Genomic DNA, 16740 nt, shown 5'->3' on the forward strand with positions numbered 1-16740 from the left:
TTAGATTAATTATTAACGTAAAGTAAAACATTAAAAACCCCAATCATATGAATCATATATACAAACATGCACCTATATCTAACGGTGTTAAATTATTTAACGAATGGATTATTTTGTTAGTTCTTGCTGTTGTACTGTTTCTAGCGAGTTGCTCAGGAAAAGCAGAACCTATGGCTTTGGCAACTGCTCCCATATTGCCAGTAGCTACTGTATCTACAGGTGAACAAGAAACTTTTGTAGATTACCCAGCTCCATTACAAGGAACTACAGACGTTGAAATAAGGCCTCAAGTTGCCGGAGCTATCGACCGAATTTATGTAAACGAAGGTCAGTTGGTAAGTAAAGGACAGTTGTTGTTTCAAATATCAGAACTTCCTTTTAGAGCACAATTAAATAATGCAAAAGCATCCTTACAAGCTGTACAGGCTGCTGTTTTAAACGCACAGCTAGAAATAGATAAGTTAACGCCTTTAGTACAAAGTAAGGTAGTTTCAGATTTTCAATTGAAAACGGCCAAAACTACTTATCAAATCGCCTTAGCTAATGTAGAACAGGCCAAAGCGAGTGTAAATAGCGCACAAATTAATTTAGGTTACACTCAGATTAAAGCTACAAGTAGCGGTTACATCGGGCGCTTGCCGAAAAAGCAAGGTAGTTTAGTTTCTCCTTCAGATCCAGAAGCATTAACCCAGCTTTCTGATGTGAATCAAATTTATGCGTATTTCTCTCTATCAGAAACTGACTTCATCAATTTCAACGCTAAATACTCAGGGAACTCTGTAGCAGATAGAATTAGTCATCTGCCTGCAGTATCATTGGTTTTGGCAGATCAGAGTTTGTATCCTGTTAAGGGAAAAATAGACATGATCAATGGTCAATTCGATAAAACTACTGGTGCAATAACGTTGAGAGCAGTTTTTGCCAATGCTAAAGGTGTGCTAAGATCAGGCAATACAGGTAAAATTAGGTTAGGTCTTTCTCATGACAACACCATATTGGTTCCTCAGTCTGCTACGGTAGAAATGCAGGATAAGATTTTTGTATTCGCTGTCGGAAAAGACAACAAAGTAAATAAAGTTGCTATCGCTATTGACGGTAAAAACGGTACTGACTATTTAATCAAAGACGGTTTGAAATCGGGAGATCAAATTGTTTTAAGTGGTTTAGACAAACTACAAGACGGGCAACTGATTCAACCAGAAAAGAAAGTAGAAAAAGTAGCCCAGTTAATTTCTAAAAAATAATAACAAGATAATGTTTAAGATATTTATACAAAGGCCGGTACTTGCCACTGTGATCTCCATTTTATTGGTGATACTAGGAGTACTCGGTTTAACTAAATTGCCACTCCAACAGTTTCCGGATATTGCGCCACCATCGGTTTTGGTGACTGCGGTATATCCAGGAGCTAATGCGGAAACTGTTTTGCGTTCGGTAGCACCATCTATAGAAGAATCGATAAACGGTGTGGAGAACATGACTTACATGAGCTCAACTGCTAGTAACGATGGGTCATTGGCGATTACCGTATTTTTCAAGCTAGGAACCAATGCAGATCAAGCAGCTGTAAATGTGCAGAATAGGGTAGCTCAGGCTACGAGTCAGTTACCAGCTGAAGTAGTGCAACAAGGTATTACTACAGCAAAACAGCAAAATAGCTTTATCATGGCTATTGGCATGTTTACTGAAGATGAAGCAAAATACGATCAGACTTTTGTAGCTAACTATGCACAAATCAACATTGTTCCAGAAATTAAAAGGATACCTGGGGTTGGTGCGGCAAGTATTTTCGGTGGTGTAAAAGATTACTCGATGCGTGTTTGGTTAAATCCAACGCAAATGGCGAGCTATAAAGTTACGCCTAACGAAGTAATGGGTGCTATTCAAGACAAAAGTTTAGAAGCTGCGCCAGGTAAATTTGGCGAGCGCAGTAAGGAAGTTTTTGAGTACGTAATTAAATATAAAGGTAAACTCACTAAACCAGAAGAATATGAAAATATTGCTATCAGAACAAATTCAGATGGTTCTATCCTTCGTTTAAAAGACGTTGCTAGGGTAGAGCTTGGTGCTTATTCGTACAACAGTTTAACTCGCTTAAATGGACAAAAAGGGATTGTAATTGGTGTAATTCAGTTGGCTGGATCTAATTCTAACGACATTCAGATTGCCATTAATAAGTTAATGGAAAAGTCTTCAAAAGATTTTCCAAAAGGGATTAAGCACAACATTTTTTATAGTACAAAAGTTGCGCTAGATCAATCTATAGATCAGGTAATCCATACCCTGATTGAAGCATTTATCTTGGTGTTTATTGTGGTGTTTATTTTCCTTCAAGATTTTAGATCAACACTAATTCCAGCTATTGCAGTGCCAGTAGCTATTTTGGGTACGTTTTTCTTCATGCAGTTGTTTGGTTTCTCCATCAATTTGCTAACCTTATTCGCTTTAATTTTAGCCATTGGTATTGTTGTGGATGACGCCATTGTGGTAGTGGAAGCGGTGCATGCCAAAATGGAACATAAACATCTATCGCCTAAAGTGGCTACCCACGAGGCCATGAGCGAAATTACTGGAGCTATTATTTCCATCACGTTGGTAATGGCAGCGGTATTTTTACCAGTTGGTTTTATGGAAGGATCTACTGGATTATTTTATCGTCAGTTTGCCTTTACTTTAGCCATTGCAATTGTAATTTCTGCGGTAAATGCATTAACGTTAAGTCCGGCATTGGCAGCGTTATTTTTAAAAGATAACCATTCGGGTGCTGCACATCATGATGAACCAATAGCTAAAAAAGGATTTAAAGAAAAATTCTTCAGTGGTTTTAACAGCAGTTTTAATTCCATGACCAACCGTTATGTAAATAGCTTAAGGTTCTTGATTAAAAATAGATGGCTGAGTTTGGGTGGGTTGGCATTGATCACCTTGGCTACCATCTGGATGGTGAAAACTACACCATCGGGCTTTATTCCAACAGAAGATCAAGGTTTTATCGCAATTTCGGTTTCAACTCCATCGGGAACTTCATTAGACGGAACCCAAAAAGTAATGACCGATGCGGAGAATACGTTAAGAAAATTAGAGGCATCGAGATTTGTAACTGCAATTTCTGGGTTCAACCTATTAACCAATTCAACCAGTCCTTCGGCAGCCGTGGTTTTCGTATTACTTAAACCAACAGAAGAAAGGGGTAAGGTGAAAAACATTGATGAGATCATGAACCAAGTAAGGGGAGCATTAGGTAGCATATCTGGTGGAAGTTTCTTTGTGTTCAGTTTTCCAACGGTTCCTGGTTTTAGTAACGTAGAAGCTTTAGACTTGGTTTTACAGGATAAAACTGGAGGAAAGCTAGATAAGTTTAGTGGGATTTCGCAGAACTTCATTGGCGAACTGATGAAACAACCTGCAATTGCTGTGGCCTTTACGAGTTTCAAGGCAGATTATCCTCAGTTAGAATTAGATATTAACCAAGAAAAAGCTGATCAATTAGGGGTGAATGTGAAAGATATTTTGCAGACCATGCAAGCTTATTTTGGTAGTGCACAAGCATCAGATTTTAACCGGTTTGGTAAGTACTATCGTGTAATTGTACAAGCTGATATTGCTGATAGGGCAGACCCAGCATCAATAGACCGAGTATTTGTGAAAAACAAAACTGGCGAAATGGTGCCAATTAATACTTTGGTGACTTTACGTCGAATTTATGGTTCGGAAACGGCATCGAGATACAACTTATTTAACTCTATTTCTGTAAATGCGATACCAAAACCAGGCTTTAGTTCTGGAGATGCCATCAAGGCGATTGAGGAAGTAGCGGCTAAGCAATTGCCTGCAGGTTACAGCTACGAGTTTTCTGGTCAAACACGAGAGGAAATTTCTTCTGGCGGACAATCGGCAGTGATTTTTATGTTGTGTTTGGTGTTTATCTACTTCTTATTAGCAGCACAATACGAAAGTTATTTATTGCCATTGGGTGTGATATTGTCGATTCCAGTAGGTGTATTTGGGGTTTTTGTAGCCATCGGCTTTGCCGGAATAGCCAACAACATTTATGTGCAAGTGGCACTGGTAATGTTGATTGGATTGCTTGCCAAAAATGCCATTCTGATTATCGAGTTTGCCCTACAGCGACGAAGAGCGGGTAAGCCGTTATTAGCTGCGGCATTAGAAGCTGCAAAATTAAGGTTGCGTCCCATCATCATGACATCTCTTGCTTTTGTGGTAGGATTAATTCCGATGATGTTCGCTTCGGGACCATCGGCACAAGGTAACCACAGTATCAGTATTGGTGCAGCTGGCGGAATGGTTTCTGGGGTAATTTTAGGATTGTTCATCATTCCTGTGCTCTTTATCATCTTCCAATATTTACAAGAAAAAGTAACTGGCGTGCCATTGGCAGTAACTAATGCAAAGGCTGCACACGAACATCAGGAAAACCATTAATTATAAACAGATGAAATCATTTATATATAGTTTATTTTTCATTTTACTTTTGGGAAGCTACGGTTGTAGCATCCCGAAAAGTGTCATCAACCCAATAAGAGACATACCCTCGCAATATAGAGGATTGGCCAATACGGATACGGCTAGCATTGGTAAACTGCCAGTAAAAGAATTCTTTGCTAATCAGTCAATTCAGCAACTGATAGATAGTGCAATCGAAAGAAATATCGATTTGCAGATTGCCGTTAAAAATATCGACGCTGCGAATTTGCTATTGAAGAGAGCGAAGATGGGAAACCTGCCTCAGTTAAATCTGCAAGTTACTGCGAACTCTAACCGTCCTTCCGAAAATAGTTTGAATGGAATTAGTGCTTCACAGTTTTTAAATACTAGCCACATTGAGGATTTTAATGCAAACTTGGCCTTAAGTTGGGAGGCTGATATTTGGGGTAAAATCAGTAAACAAAAGGAAGCGGCTTACGCCACCTATTTACAAACTGACGAAGCCAAAAGGGCTGTGCAGACTCGTGTAATTGCTATGGTGGCGACTGGTTTTTATCAACTGTTGTTATTAGATGCACAGTTGGATATCGCTAATAAAAACCTGAGACTTACGGACAGTACCTTGAAAATGGTGAGCAAGCAGTTTGAAGCTGGACAAGTAACTTCTTTAGCTGTACAACAAACGGAAGCACAATTGCTTAGGGCAAGTCAGCTGATTCCGCAAATTACACAGGCGGTTAGCATCCAAGAAAATGCATTGAGTGAACTTACAGGAAGATTTCCAACGGCAATTGAACGCAAAGCGACTTTAGCACAGCTGGAAATTCCTGCGCAGTTGGCTATTGGCGTGCCAGCAACCATGTTGGCTGTTAGACCTGACGTTAAAAGCGTGGAGTTAGGTTTGAGAATTGCTAACGCTAAAGTTGGTGTGGCTAATGCGAGCATGTACCCGTCGTTAACCATTACTGCCAGTGGCGGACTGAATTCTTTTAAAGCAAGTAACTGGTTCAATGTGCCTGCCTCGTTATTTGGCGTAGTTGGCGCAGGAATTGTACAACCTATTTTTAATCGTAAGGAACTCAAAACTCAGTTCGAATTGGCAAAGGTAGAACGAGAAAAATCTGTACTGTTGTTTAGGCAATCGGTCATACAAGCAGTGGTAGAAGTTACCAACGAACAATCTAAATTGGAGAACTTAAAAGAGGAGTTCGGTATTGCTCAAAACAGAGTGAAAACTTTGAAGTCAGCAGTGCAAAATGCAGATTTGCTGTTCAAAAGCGGAATGGCTAATTACTTGGAAGTGATTACGGCACAGTCTAATCTTTTGCAGGGCGAATTGGACTTGGCGAGCTTAAAAACAGCACAATTAAATGCAAGTGTAGAATTGTATCGAGCGCTAGGTGGTGGGTGGCAGTAAGTCAAAATTTCCTCATAGAAATTATTGGATAGATTGCTTCACTCCCTCGCTTATCCCAAGGGCTTCAGTTCGCAATGACGTGCTATTTTTGTTAGCTCTTCAATCGTTGGCGTCCCCGCCAACGATTTTTTTATACAGGTTTTCTGTTGGCGGGGACGCCAACAGAAGCAAAGAATTCAATTTTCGAATCCAATAAATTTATTTGTTTCTTAACTTGCCTGCTTATTTTTTAGCGGATGGCACAAGAAGAAATTTATTACGATGATAGGGTTTTTAGCGAAGCAGATATCTTAGAAAAGGGGCGAAGAACGACCCATTTTAACAACTGTACTTTCAAGAAATGTGATTTTAGTGAGGTTGATTTTAGAAGCTGTAATTTTACCAATTGCGAGTTTGATGGCTGTAATTTGAGCATGGTAAAATTTAACGATACAGGCTTAGATAACGTGAATTTCAAGAACAGCAAACTAGTTGGAACCGATTTTTCTGTAGCGAAGGATTTCCTGTTTAGCGTAAATTTTACAGATTGCATTTTGGATTATTCCACCTTTGTGAAGAAGAAAAACAAGAAAGCAAAGTTTATAGGTTGCTCGTTAAAAGGAACTGATTTTAGTGAGGCAGATTTAACTTTAGCCATATTTAAACGTTGTGATTTAAGTGGAACTGTGTTTATGCGTACCATTTTGGCTCAAGCAAATCTTTCTGAAGCCTACAATTTCAGCATAGATCCAGAACAAAATAATATTAGAAAAGCATTATTCTCAAATTCTGGATTGTCAGGTTTGCTCCATAAATATGATATCGTAGTCGCTTAAAATTGACAATCATAATAAAACACAGTAACTTGCCGTTTCTTAACAACTTAAATTATAATTAATACAAATGAATAAAAATCAAATTAGAAGTCTGGTTGCGCTAGCATTATTGGCAACTGGTCCTTTATTTGCCTCTGCCCAATCGCAAAAGAAAAACTGGTATAACTTAGATTTAAAAGCAGATAGCGTTTTTGGTATCAGTACTGAAAAAGCGTATAACGAATTGTTAAAAGGCAAAAAATCTACCACTGTAATTGTTGGTATTTTAGATAGTGGTGTTGATGGTGTTCACGAAGATTTGAAATCTGTAATGTGGGTGAACAAGAAAGAAAAAGCTGGAAACGGTAAGGATGATGACAAAAACGGTTACATCGATGACGTAAACGGATGGAGCTTTTTAGGTGGTAAAGGTGGAAATGTTAACCAAGAAACTTTAGAGCTTACTCGTTTAATCCGTAGAGATGCTGCTCGTTTTGCTAATACTACAGCTGAAAATGTTTCTCCTACAGACAGAGCTGCTTTCGAAGCTTACTTGGCAATGAAAACAGAATTTGACAAAGGATTAGCAACTGCAAAAGCAAATTTAGATGGTTACACTGGTCTTAAGAATGCTTTAGATGCGCTAACGAAAAAAATGGGTAAAGAAAATCCAACTTTAGAAGACATCAAAAACTTCACACCAGAAGGTCAGGCAGAGAGTAATGCGAAAAATGCTTTGCTTAGAAGTTTGGTAAATACTGATTACAAAACTTTTTACGAAACAAGAGTAAAAGCAGGTTACGACCACTTTTATGATCAAGTAAACTACAACTATAACTTAACTTTCAATCCACGTAATTTAGTTGGCGATAACGAAAACGACAGCAATGAGCGTATTTACGGAAGTACAGATTCTAAAGGACCAGATCCTTCACACGGTACTCACGTAGCTGGTATTGTTGGTGCTGATCGTAAAAACAATTTAGGTATCCAAGGTGTTGCTGATAACGTTTTGTTAATGGCTGTACGTAACGTACCTAATGGTGATGAGCGTGATAAAGACGTTGCAAATGCTATCCGCTATGCGGTAGATAACGGCGCTAAAGTTTTAAACATGAGTTTCGGTAAAGCTTACTCATGGGATAAAAAAGTAGTTGACGATGCAGTGAAATATGCGGTAAGCAAAGATGTTTTATTGGTACATGCTGCTGGTAACGACAACAAAAACTTAGATGCTGAAACTAACTTCCCTACCAACAAATATGAAGACGGAACTTTAGCAAGTGCTTGGTTAACTGTTGGTGCATCAACTCCGTTTAACGATAAAAGATTGAAAGCTTCTTTCTCTAACTACGGAAAGACTACTGTAGACGTTTTTGCTCCTGGTTTCGGTATTTATTCTACTTACCCAGATCAAAAATATCAAGATAACAACGGTACAAGTATGGCATCTCCAGTAGTTGCTGGTTTAGCCGCTTTAATCCGTTCTTATTATCCGAAGTTGAAAGCTGTTCAAGTAAAAGAAATCATCATGAAATCTGTAGAAAAAGCAGATGCTTTAAAAGATATTTCGGTTACTGGCGGTGTTGTCAATGCTTATAATGCATTAAAATTAGCTGCAACTTACTAATAAGTTAAAAGTATAAAGGCAAAAGTAAAAAGTACAAACTGCCGATTTTATAGGAAAGCCCAGATTGAAATTTTCAATCTGGGCTTTTTGTTTAACTTAGTCGTCATTTCGACCGCAGCGTAGCGAGCGGAGAAATCTTTGGACTTTACTTTCTGCTGTCTTAAGTGTATAATGAGGTAAAATCTTTGAACTTTTATAGAGTGTCTCGCAATGGCGTATTATTTATACTCTGCGCCGTCATTTCGACGAAGCATGAGGAGAAATCTAGCATAATATTTTTGGATGCTAGATTTCTCCCTTCGCTGCGCTTCACTCGAAATGACGAACTATCAACGTGGTTACAAAAACTAAACCATTACCGTCTTTTTCATACTTCCAGTTTCCCTCAAAGAAGTATGCCAGCTAAAAGCTTCTTCCAAGATATGTGGCGTTTGTCCGCCGCGTTCTGCACAAGCTCTGTCGAAGTAACTTTGCATTTCTTCCTGATACTCCGGATGTACACATTTGTCGATAATTACTTGCGCTCGTTGTCTTGGCGCTAAACCACGCAAATCTGCCAAACCACGTTCGGTTACAATAATATCCACATCGTGTTCGCAATGATCAACGTGGGAAACCATAGGAACAATACAAGAAATTTTATCGCCTTTGGCTACTGAAGTAGTAACGAAAATGCTGAGGTAAGAATTACGGGCAAAATCGCCAGAACCTCCAATACCGTTCATCATGTGTGTACCGCTAACGTGGGTTGAGTTCACATTGCCGTAAATATCGCATTCCAAAGCAGTGTTGATAGCAATAATTCCCAGTCTTCTAATTACTTCTGCCGCATTGCTGATATCCTGTGGACGCAATATTACTCTGTCTTTATACTTATCAAAGTCAGCGAAAATTCTATCGTAATAATCCTGCGAAACCGTAATGGAAGAGCCCGAAGCGAATAACAATTTGCCCGAATCTAATAAGTCGAAGGTGCTATCTTGCAGTACTTCAGAGTACATGGTCAAATCTTCAAAATCACTATGGGTAAAGCCCGTTAAAACAGCGTTGGCTACTTTTCCAATTCCAGCCTGCAATGGCAATAACGATTTGGTGAGGTTCCCTTTGGCTACTTCTCGGTTAAAGAAACCAATTAAATGGTTGGCAATTGCGGTGGTAGCGGCATCGGGTGCTTCTATTTCCGCTGGACTGTCGGTTTTCTGCGTAATCACAATCCCCACAATCTTATCAGGATTAATGGCAATGCTATCGGTTCCAATTACAGAATTTGCCTTTGTAATTGGGATTGCTCTTCTGGTAGGATATTCGCCGGTAGAAAAAATATCGTGTACACCTCTGATGGAAAGTGGTACTGATAAATTAAGCTCTATAATTACTTTTTCTGCCAAAGCGGCGAAAGAGGCCGAGTTTCCTACCGATGTAGTTGGAATAATACTGCCGTCTTCGGCTATTAAACAGGCTTCTAATATGGCGATATCGATCTTCGGAAAGTTATTAGCTCTCAATAGATTAGCTGTTTCTCCCAAGTGTTGGTCAATAAAAAATACCTCGCCTTTATTAATTGCCTTTCGCATGATAGGGTCTACTTGAAAGGGTAAACGTAGGGACAGTGCATCAGCTTCTGCTAGTGCGCCATCGGTTCCTTGTCCCAAAGATGCACCGGTCATCAAGGTTACTTTTAAGGGGTCTATTTTAGCTCGCTCTGCCAATGCCATCAATACAGCTTTGCTATCTCCAGCTTTTGTAAAGCCGCTAGAAGCAACAACCATTTTATCTTTAAACAGCATTGCCGCTTCTTCTGCGGTAATAATTAGCTGCTCTAATTCTGTTTTTCGTATTCTATTTTCGTACATACTATTTGGCAATTAACAAATGTATGGGGTATCAATTTTGGCTACTTATCATTTAATGACAAAATATTATCAAATTCTGTCAATTATGGTTTTAAATTCAAACCGTCTTTTCTTTTCGCATAGGCGGATGGGCTAGCACCCAACACTTTCCTAAAGGTGGCACTAAAGGTTGGGATGCTATTGTAGCCAACCAAAGCGGCTACTTCTTTGATTTCTATTTGATGGTCTAATAATAATTGTAAAGCTTTCAGCATACGCTGGATGGTGTGATATTGTACAAAGGACATCCTGATATCACTTTTAAAAAGCCTAGACAAACTACGCTCGCTGAAACCAAATTTTTGTGCCAGTTGCGGTAAAAGCACACCTTCTTGCATAAATTCATCCATGTATTGAATAATTTGTGCCAAGCGCTTATCGGTAGGAATGGGCAACATCAATAGCAACCGGTTTTGACTAAGCTGCGGTAAAATCAATCGTAAAGCAGAAACAAATCCAAATGCAGCTTCTCGCTCTGGTAAAATATCTCCATCCCATTGGTGCGTAAAAATGAGCATTTGTAACAGTAATTCATTTACAGGGAATATACCCGCTTGGGCAGAAAAAACTTCATTGCCCTGTGTTTTAGGGAAGTAAAGATTGCGCATCGTTACTGCATTGGAGCCAGGGTGAATGCTGTGTTCCAGTCCAGCGGGAATCCACATGTAGTGCCTAGCGGGAAGGAAATACGTGGTGTCTTGTACTTTTACATGTACCAGTCCGCCTTCGGTGTAAAGCAGTTGGTCTTTAACGTGCTGGTGTGGTTGAATACCATCTTCGCCCATAAAATCATGCATACAATAGATGCTATTGGGCAATTTATCAACTTCTGTGAGATAGTAATCTTTAGCAATTTTCGCCATAGGATTTACGGTTTATCATTCATCCAAAAGTATGTACGCAAATTAAGGCTAAACCTCTTGCCAGTCAACCCATAAAATGATTTTAATCACTTCTTTACCAAAGCCTGATAAATTTCGGCGTAAAGTAAACCGCTGCCACCACCATAGTGTTTTACTACGGGCGTTTCGGCATTCAGTTTTTCCAGATGAAGGTTCAATACATCCTCGTGTTCTTGGCTAATGCCCGAACCAATTAATATCACGTCGTAAGTTTTGGCATAGCAATGTTCTAATGCATCGTTTAACGACAATGCAACAGCAGCATGCCAATCTTCCATCTTTTCGATTAAGCGTGCTATTGTTGCTGCAATAGGTTGGTTGGTGCAAACTATTAAGATATTGGTCATTTGCTTTTGTTTTTATTGTCATACTGAGCTTGTCGAAGTATTTGTAGAAGTCTTCGACAGGCTCAGACTGACAGGTCATATGAACTATTGCTTCCTAGAACTTCATTGGAACTTCCATGATTAAAAACTCTGCATCAGTACTTGCGGTGATTTCAAATTTATCGGTCTCCCAAATTCCAAAACCATCCCTTGTATCAACGTCTTGTCCATCTACTTTAATACTTCCTTTCAAAACAAAAATGTAAGCACCGTTTCCTTCTTTGTGTAAGTTGTAGGTTTTTGCAGTTTCGGCATCAAATCTAGCCATGTTAAACCAAGCATCTTGGTAAATCCATACACCGGCATCATCAGCATTTGGCGAAAGCACTTGTACAAACTCATTTCTTGTGGTCGCATCAATAGTGATTTGATCGTAACGAGGTTCTACATTTCTTTTGTTAGGGAACACCCAGATTTGTAAAAACTTTGCAGGATTTGCTTCATCAGGGTTGTACTCTGAATGGTAAACACCAGTTCCAGCGCTCATCACTTGAATTTCTCCAGATTTGATGGTTGCCGTAGTTCCTAAACTATCTTTATGTTGTAATGCCCCTTCCAATGGAATAGAGATAATTTCCATATTATCATGTGGATGCTCACCGAAACCTCTACCTCCAGTTACGAAATCGTCATTTAAAACTCTTAACGCACCAAAGTTGATACGATCTGGGTTGTAATATCCAGCAAAGCTGAAAGAGTGAAAGCTTTTTAACCAGCCATGGTCTGCGGCTCCGCGAGTGTTGGCTGTGTGTAATACGGTCTGTGCCATAATTTTTTTCTCCTTTGTTGATACAAATTTACGGCACTATTTTGAGCTATAAATTGATGTAGGATAAGAAGTGATGCTAGTTCTTATCTCATAGCTAAAACAATTTTGTATTACATCGTAATTCCTGACTTTGGGCTTACACGTTAAAACTCGTAACTTGATAACTTTACCATACCAAATACAGAATTATTAGCATGATTAATCGGGCTACTTACCAAGCGGCGCAAATTGTTGCACCTACCATAGAAACACACTTTGCAACGCATTTGGCAGAAGCTAGTGCTAAAGGCGAAATAGACTTAGCACCACAGCCTCCAGCCCGAGTAATCGAAGCTATTTTAGATGCTGCTTTTTGGAGTAGTTTAAGAAAAGAAGAAGGACATTCGCCTAAAATTTCTATTGCATTTTTGCCGCCAGAGCAAGCTACAAAACCATTGCTTTTTAAACAGAATTTACCTTTAAACCCAAATGTGCTCACTAAGTTGGCGCCGGGAGTAGAACGCGGAGGAATTCATATTGGTGTGTGGCACGATGGTTACGATTTGTACGTGTGGGGAACTACGCTCAATATTCCGAACTATTGTTTTGTAGTAGATGTTTCGGAACCTGCGTTGCTGGTAGTTAAACACAGAAGAATTTATGGTTTTGGCAAGTTTACCAACGTTGCGGTTTTAAAGGGTGATCAGATTAAGATTGTCAATGAAAATGCTCCAAAAACTGGCGAATGCCCAAGTATTTTATTGTCGCTGTTAGATTTAACTGCAGATAGCAACTGGAGCGATGCCTCGAATATCTTAATTCAGCTTTCAGTTTCGATGCGTGCCCATGGTAGGGGTGGAGCTGTATTAGTTGTACCACAAGATACAGAAGATTGGAAACGTTCAGTTATTCATCCCATCAGCTACGCCTTAACCCCGCCATTTAAGGGCTTGGCAGATTTAGTGAGGAAAGATAGAGGCGAAGCAGCTAGTGAAATTTTTTGGCAAACTGCATTGAAACGTGAAATAGATCATTTAGCAGGCTTGACTGCTGTAGATGGAGCTACGATAATTACTGATGAATATGAATTATTAGCTTTTGGTGCTAAAACAGGTAGAGCTAATAGTAGTGAGCATATCCAGCAAATTTCGTATACTGAACCTATTAACAACGCAGAGGCAATAATTGTACATCCAGCTAAAATTGGTGGTACGAGACACTTGTCTGCTGCACAGTTTATATTCGACCAACGTAACGCACTAGCTTTGGTAGCATCGCAAGATGGACACTTCACTGTTTTCAGCTGGTCGAAATCTTTAGATATGGTACAGGCGCAAAGAATTGATACTTTGCTGTTGTAGTTAAGCGGTAATTACAGCGGTAACTATAGTGCCTAAAAACATCAGGCCCATTACAATTCTATCTGCTGTTACTCTTTCTTTGTAGGTAGAAGGCATAGCAACTTTTTTTTCGCGAACGTTACAAAGTGTTGATGATATTGATTGATGTATGTTTGCTATCATGGCTTTTCCCTCCTTTGTTTTATTTTTAACAAAGACAAAGCCAAAAAGATGTGGAAATGTGAATAAATAGTATTTTCTCGAAAAAATTATTATTAGTACGTATAAATCCTGATATAGATTAGGGGTTTATACTTGTTTTTTTTGCTAATGTTTAATTGAATTGCACTAATTTTATTGTCTAGTTTTTGATAGGCTGTAGTTTTTTTAAAACACTTCTAATCAGTAAGGTTAACTTCTGGTTTGCCCATCGCCAGTAACCAGCCATTTGTAACTGGTTAGCTCCTCTAAAGCCATTGGTCCACGGGCGTGTAATTTCTGTGTACTGATGCCAATTTCAGCTCCTAAACCAAATTGAGCACCATCTGTAAAGGCAGTAGATACATTGGCATACACTGCTGCGGCATCTACTTGATTTAAAAACAAAGTGATGTTTTCAGCATTTTCGGAAATGATTGCTTCGCTATGTTTAGAGCTATATTTTGCGATATGGTCCAAAGCTTCATCTATGTTTTTTACTACCTTAACGGCCAATTTTAAGGATAGAAATTCTGTCCCGAAATGTTTTGGCGTAGCCTGATTTAAAAGTGCGGCTGGATAAGTATCTTTCAGCAAAGCATAGCTGATTTCGTCGGCATAAAGTTCTACCTCTTTTTCTGCCAAAGGCGATAGGAGTTCTGGAATATCTTTCAGACGGTCTTCGTGAATTAATGCACAATCTAAGGCATTGCAAACACTCACTCTTCTGGTTTTCGCATTGGCGATGATTTGCTGCCCTTTCTCTAAGTTTGCAGAAGCGTCAAAAAAAGTATGTACTATGCCAGCGCCAGTTTCAATTACCGGAATTTTACTGTTTTGGCGTACATACTGAATTAAAGATTGACTTCCTCTTGGAATCAATACATCTACGTAACCTACAGCATTTAAAAGTGCTTCGGTGGCACTTCTATCGGCTGGCAACAACGTTAATACGTCTTTATTGATTTGATGTTTTTCTAACACCTGATGAATAACCTTAGCAATGGCTAAATTTGAAAATTCAGCATCACTACCACCTTTTAATATAGCTACATTTCCAGTTTTGAAGCACAAAGCGAACACATCTACGGTAACGTTGGGTCTAGCTTCATAGATAACACCTATTACGCCCAATGGTACACGTACTTTTTTAATGTTCAGGTTGTTCGGTAGAGTACGGTCGGTAATCACATTGCCTAATGGATTAGCCAAATTAACTACATTTTTAACATCGTCAGCAATGGCTTTAATACGTTCTGTAGTCAGTTGTAAACGGTCATATTTCGGGTCGGTGCTAGGCATTCTGTCTAAATCCTTTTGGTTTTCGGTTAGGATAAAGTCAGTGTTTTTTACTAGCGAATCTGCCAAACTAGTAAGCACCAAATTAATGGTCTCGTTGTTTAGCGTAATGATGTTTCTAGTGGCTTGCTTTGCTTGTTCGAAATATTTCATTTTTTTAGTGGTCAGGTATCAGGGATTAGGTGTCAGTTGTGTTTGCTATGAAGTTTACGCTATATCTTCGGACGAATTACTTTCGGACTTTCCCGACTAAATAGCGTAAAAATAATCGTAGTGTACTAATGGTTTTTGGTTCTTCTGTCCGATGCGCTCCTTGGCTTTGTCGGAGCCGTATTTTGCAATGCCTAAACCAACGAGTTTTTCATCTTCGTCTAAAATTTTAATAATGTCTCCTTTCAGAAAATCAGCTTTGATAGCAATAATGCCAACAGGTAAAAGGCTAGTGGCTTTGCCTGAAGTAAGTACCAGTTTTGCGCCATTGTTTAATTGAACGATACCAGTTGCTGCGGTTTCTGCATGTGCAATCCATTTCTTCTGCCCCGATTTAATTTTATCGGCAATGAAGTGCGTATGTACTACTTTATTCGCTAACAGATCAGTGAGTATACTATCGGTTTTACCATTGGTGATATGTACATTGATACCCAGTTTCGCCGTTTTTTGTGCAATGGTAGATTTTGTAATCATGCCCCCTCTGCCAAATTGAGATTTACCAGTACTCACAAAATTGCTCAAATCGGTTAATGCTCCAGTTACTTTTTCAATTACTTTGGAAGTTTCCAGTTTGGGGTCGCCATCGTAAATACCGTTTACGTTAGAGAGGATAAATAGCGCATCTGCATTCATCATCGATGCAATTAACCCAGCTAATTCATCATTATCGGTAAACATGAGTTCGGTAACCGAAACCACATCATTCTCATTTACTACTGGAATAACGTCATTCTGAAGCATAATTTGCATACAGTTTTTCATATTTAAGTAGTGCACACGGTCTCTAAAATCTTCTTTAGTGACCAATACTTGCGCACATTGAATTTGATGTTTGTCGAAATAACCTGCGTAAGTATTAATCAGTTTCACTTGACCAATAGCAGCCAATAATTGACGTGTAGCCACAGCATCTTGCTTTTCGGAAACTTTAATTAAGCTGCGTCCAGAAGCAACGGCTCCAGATGAAACTAAAATAACCTCAATGCCTTTCTGTTTGATTGCTGCCAGCTGATTAACCAAATGCTCAATCCGCTGATTGTCTGGTAAACCGTTAGCTTGTGTAATTACGTTAGAACCTATCTTAACAACTATTTTTTTATACTGTAGTGCCATTTTTTCGTTTGGAAATGCTAATCTACCAAATAAGTAGTGTTTTTCATAAAAATGGTTGGTTAGTTGTTTGGGTTTTTGGAATAGGGAATGTTAAGTTGACGCTATCCTGTGTCACGCTGAGCCTGTCGAAGCGTTCTTCCACAGAGATCCTTCGACAAGCTCAGGATGACAAATAGTACAAAAGATTGCAACAACAGCGGGACTAAATTAACACAAGAACTACTGTGTTTGCTTTTCAAAAAATCAAAATTTACGTCTTTTCTAATTTCAGTAAAATTTAACTTAAAATTAAATTAATTGATTATCAGTGGTTTAAAAAATAATTCATTATTTTTATAGTACTATGTATTGCATAGTACATT

General features: G+C 38.9%; 13 protein-coding genes. 6 read left to right on the forward strand and 7 right to left on the reverse strand.

Annotation, left to right across the window (positions count from 1 at the left end; all coding sequences use genetic code 11):
- Positions 1-47 precede the first annotated feature (47 nt).
- The 5 genes from CRO54_RS13555 to CRO54_RS13575 all read left to right on the forward strand — a co-directional run bounded on the left by CRO54_RS13555 (position 48) and on the right by CRO54_RS13575 (position 8287).
- Positions 48-1244 carry an efflux RND transporter periplasmic adaptor subunit gene (locus CRO54_RS13555; protein ID WP_097132614.1) on the forward strand — a complete coding sequence of 399 codons (1197 nt, stop codon included), beginning with the start codon at positions 48-50 and terminating at the stop codon, positions 1242-1244.
- Between the two features lie 10 nt (positions 1245-1254).
- Positions 1255-4443, forward strand: a complete 3189-nt coding sequence (locus tag CRO54_RS13560) for an efflux RND transporter permease subunit (protein ID WP_097132615.1) — start codon at positions 1255-1257, stop codon at positions 4441-4443.
- 10 nt (positions 4444-4453) lie between these two features.
- Positions 4454-5863, forward strand: a complete 1410-nt coding sequence (locus tag CRO54_RS13565) for a TolC family protein (RefSeq protein WP_097133098.1) — start codon at positions 4454-4456, stop codon at positions 5861-5863.
- Positions 5864-6099: 236 nt separating this feature from the next.
- Positions 6100-6678, forward strand: coding sequence for a pentapeptide repeat-containing protein (locus CRO54_RS13570; RefSeq protein WP_097132616.1), 579 nt, complete (start codon positions 6100-6102; stop codon positions 6676-6678).
- Positions 6679-6745: 67 nt separating this feature from the next.
- Entirely contained in the window at positions 6746-8287 is a 1542-nt protein-coding gene (locus tag CRO54_RS13575) for a S8 family peptidase (RefSeq protein ID WP_097132617.1), read from the forward strand.
- Between the two features lie 347 nt (positions 8288-8634).
- Here CRO54_RS13575 and CRO54_RS13580 read toward each other — a convergent pair whose 3' ends face one another.
- The 4 genes from CRO54_RS13580 to CRO54_RS13595 form a co-directional block, all read right to left on the reverse strand.
- Positions 8635-10140 (reverse strand): succinate CoA transferase, encoded by a 1506-nt coding sequence (locus CRO54_RS13580; protein ID WP_097132618.1) that lies wholly within the window; start codon positions 10138-10140, stop codon positions 8635-8637.
- A gap of 83 nt (positions 10141-10223) precedes the next feature.
- Positions 10224-11042: a helix-turn-helix transcriptional regulator gene (locus CRO54_RS13585; RefSeq protein ID WP_097132619.1), complete on the reverse strand. Its 819-nt coding sequence runs from the start codon at positions 11040-11042 to the stop codon at positions 10224-10226.
- Positions 11043-11128: 86 nt separating this feature from the next.
- Positions 11129-11428: a response regulator gene (locus CRO54_RS13590; protein WP_097132620.1), complete on the reverse strand. Its 300-nt coding sequence runs from the start codon at positions 11426-11428 to the stop codon at positions 11129-11131.
- Positions 11429-11522: 94 nt separating this feature from the next.
- Positions 11523-12236 (reverse strand): pirin family protein, encoded by a 714-nt coding sequence (locus tag CRO54_RS13595; RefSeq protein WP_097132621.1) that lies wholly within the window; start codon positions 12234-12236, stop codon positions 11523-11525.
- A gap of 194 nt (positions 12237-12430) precedes the next feature.
- Here CRO54_RS13595 and CRO54_RS13600 point away from each other — a divergent pair, with 194 nt between their 5' ends.
- Complete coding sequence (locus CRO54_RS13600) at positions 12431-13576, forward strand: putative sensor domain DACNV-containing protein (RefSeq protein WP_097132622.1); 1146 nt, start codon at positions 12431-12433, stop codon at positions 13574-13576.
- On the opposite strand, the gene CRO54_RS21225 is transcribed toward CRO54_RS13600, so the two are convergent.
- The 3 genes from CRO54_RS21225 to proB all read right to left on the reverse strand — a co-directional run bounded on the left by CRO54_RS21225 (position 13577) and on the right by proB (position 16378).
- Positions 13577-13738, reverse strand: a complete 162-nt coding sequence (locus CRO54_RS21225) for a hypothetical protein (RefSeq protein WP_171047913.1) — start codon at positions 13736-13738, stop codon at positions 13577-13579.
- Positions 13739-13966: 228 nt separating this feature from the next.
- Positions 13967-15205 (reverse strand): glutamate-5-semialdehyde dehydrogenase, encoded by a 1239-nt coding sequence (locus CRO54_RS13605; RefSeq protein ID WP_097132623.1) that lies wholly within the window; start codon positions 15203-15205, stop codon positions 13967-13969.
- A 96-nt stretch (positions 15206-15301) separates the two neighbouring features.
- Positions 15302-16378, reverse strand: coding sequence for a glutamate 5-kinase (gene proB / locus CRO54_RS13610; protein ID WP_097132624.1), 1077 nt, complete (start codon positions 16376-16378; stop codon positions 15302-15304).
- Positions 16379-16740 lie beyond the last annotated feature (362 nt).

It is taken from the genome of Pedobacter xixiisoli, assembly GCF_900215335.1.
Classification (GTDB): Bacteria; Bacteroidota; Bacteroidia; order Sphingobacteriales; family Sphingobacteriaceae; genus Pedobacter; species Pedobacter xixiisoli.

Bases quoted from the DNA above. Each gene is read 5' to 3' on its own strand.
- CRO54_RS13595 (WP_097132621.1), bottom strand. From the start codon at position 12,236: ATGGCACAGACCGTATTACACACAGCCAACACTCGCGGAGCCGCAGAC.
- CRO54_RS13580 (WP_097132618.1), bottom strand. From the start codon at position 10,140: ATGTACGAAAATAGAATACGAAAAACAGAATTAGAGCAGCTAATTATT.
- CRO54_RS13600 (WP_097132622.1), top strand. From the start codon at position 12,431: ATGATTAATCGGGCTACTTACCAAGCGGCGCAAATTGTTGCACCTACC.
- CRO54_RS13585 (WP_097132619.1), bottom strand. From the start codon at position 11,042: ATGGCGAAAATTGCTAAAGATTACTATCTCACAGAAGTTGATAAATTG.
- CRO54_RS13565 (WP_097133098.1), top strand. From the start codon at position 4,454: ATGAAATCATTTATATATAGTTTATTTTTCATTTTACTTTTGGGAAGC.
- CRO54_RS21225 (WP_171047913.1), bottom strand. From the start codon at position 13,738: ATGATAGCAAACATACATCAATCAATATCATCAACACTTTGTAACGTT.
- CRO54_RS13560 (WP_097132615.1), top strand. From the start codon at position 1,255: ATGTTTAAGATATTTATACAAAGGCCGGTACTTGCCACTGTGATCTCC.
- CRO54_RS13605 (WP_097132623.1), bottom strand. From the start codon at position 15,205: ATGAAATATTTCGAACAAGCAAAGCAAGCCACTAGAAACATCATTACG.
- CRO54_RS13575 (WP_097132617.1), top strand. From the start codon at position 6,746: ATGAATAAAAATCAAATTAGAAGTCTGGTTGCGCTAGCATTATTGGCA.
- proB (WP_097132624.1), bottom strand. From the start codon at position 16,378: ATGGCACTACAGTATAAAAAAATAGTTGTTAAGATAGGTTCTAACGTA.
- CRO54_RS13590 (WP_097132620.1), bottom strand. From the start codon at position 11,428: ATGACCAATATCTTAATAGTTTGCACCAACCAACCTATTGCAGCAACA.
- CRO54_RS13570 (WP_097132616.1), top strand. From the start codon at position 6,100: ATGGCACAAGAAGAAATTTATTACGATGATAGGGTTTTTAGCGAAGCA.
- CRO54_RS13555 (WP_097132614.1), top strand. From the start codon at position 48: ATGAATCATATATACAAACATGCACCTATATCTAACGGTGTTAAATTA.